1 protein-coding gene is annotated in these 860 nt (G+C 49.2%); it reads left to right on the top strand.

Going from position 1 to position 860, the window contains the following annotated elements; translation table 11 throughout:
- A partial coding sequence (locus F0U44_RS23865) for a hypothetical protein (protein WP_149730574.1) occupies nucleotides 1-800 on the top strand: 800 nt, incomplete at its 5' end.
- Between the last annotated feature and the right edge of the window lie 60 nt (nucleotides 801-860).

The following is an 860-nucleotide window of genomic DNA, read 5'->3' as shown; positions in this document are numbered from 1 at the left end:
ACAAAATGAAACTTCTCGTTGTGTTCGCAATGTGCGTGCTCGCCGCCAGCGCCGGCGTCGTGGAACTATCCGCGGACAGCATGAGCCCTTCTAACCAAGACCTCGAGGACAAACTGTACAACAGCATCCTCACCGGTGACTACGACAGTGCTGTACGTAAGAGCTTGGAATACGAGAGCCAAGGCCAGGGCAGCATCGTTCAAAATGTAGTTAACAATCTGATCATTGACAAGAGACGGAACACCATGGAGTACTGCTACAAGCTGTGGGTCGGCAACGGACAGGATATTGTCAAAAAGTACTTCCCATTAAGCTTTAGACTCATCATGGCCGGAAACTACGTCAAGCTCATTTACAGAAACTACAACCTCGCTCTGAAGCTCGGTTCCACAACCAATCCCTCGAATGAGAGAATTGCCTACGGCGATGGTGTTGACAAGCACACTGACCTCGTCAGTTGGAAGTTCATTACCTTGTGGGAGAACAACAGAGTGTACTTCAAGGCCCACAACACTAAGTACAACCAGTACTTGAAGATGAGTACGTCGACTTGCAACTGCAACGCTCGGGACCGTGTTGTATACGGCGGCAACAGCGCTGACAGCACCAGGGAGCAATGGTTCTTCCAGCCCGCCAAGTACGAAAACGACGTCCTGTTCTTCATCTACAACCGCGAATTCAACGATGCCTTGGAGCTCGATACGATCGTGAACGCCTCGGGAGACCGCAAGGCCGTTGGACACGACGGTGAAGTCTCCGGTCTTCCTGAAATCTACTCGTGGTTCATTACACCTTTCTAAACGACCAGAGGCACTACTATTATATGTTTATTAGTAATGTAATAAACGAGCATTTTTAAA

Source organism: Nocardioides humilatus (assembly GCF_008373755.1).
In the GTDB taxonomy this organism is placed as follows: domain Bacteria; phylum Actinomycetota; class Actinomycetes; order Propionibacteriales; family Nocardioidaceae; genus Nocardioides; species Nocardioides humilatus.
The sequence above is the reverse complement of the archived record's forward strand: the minus strand, read 5'-3'. Positions and strand labels throughout refer to the sequence as shown.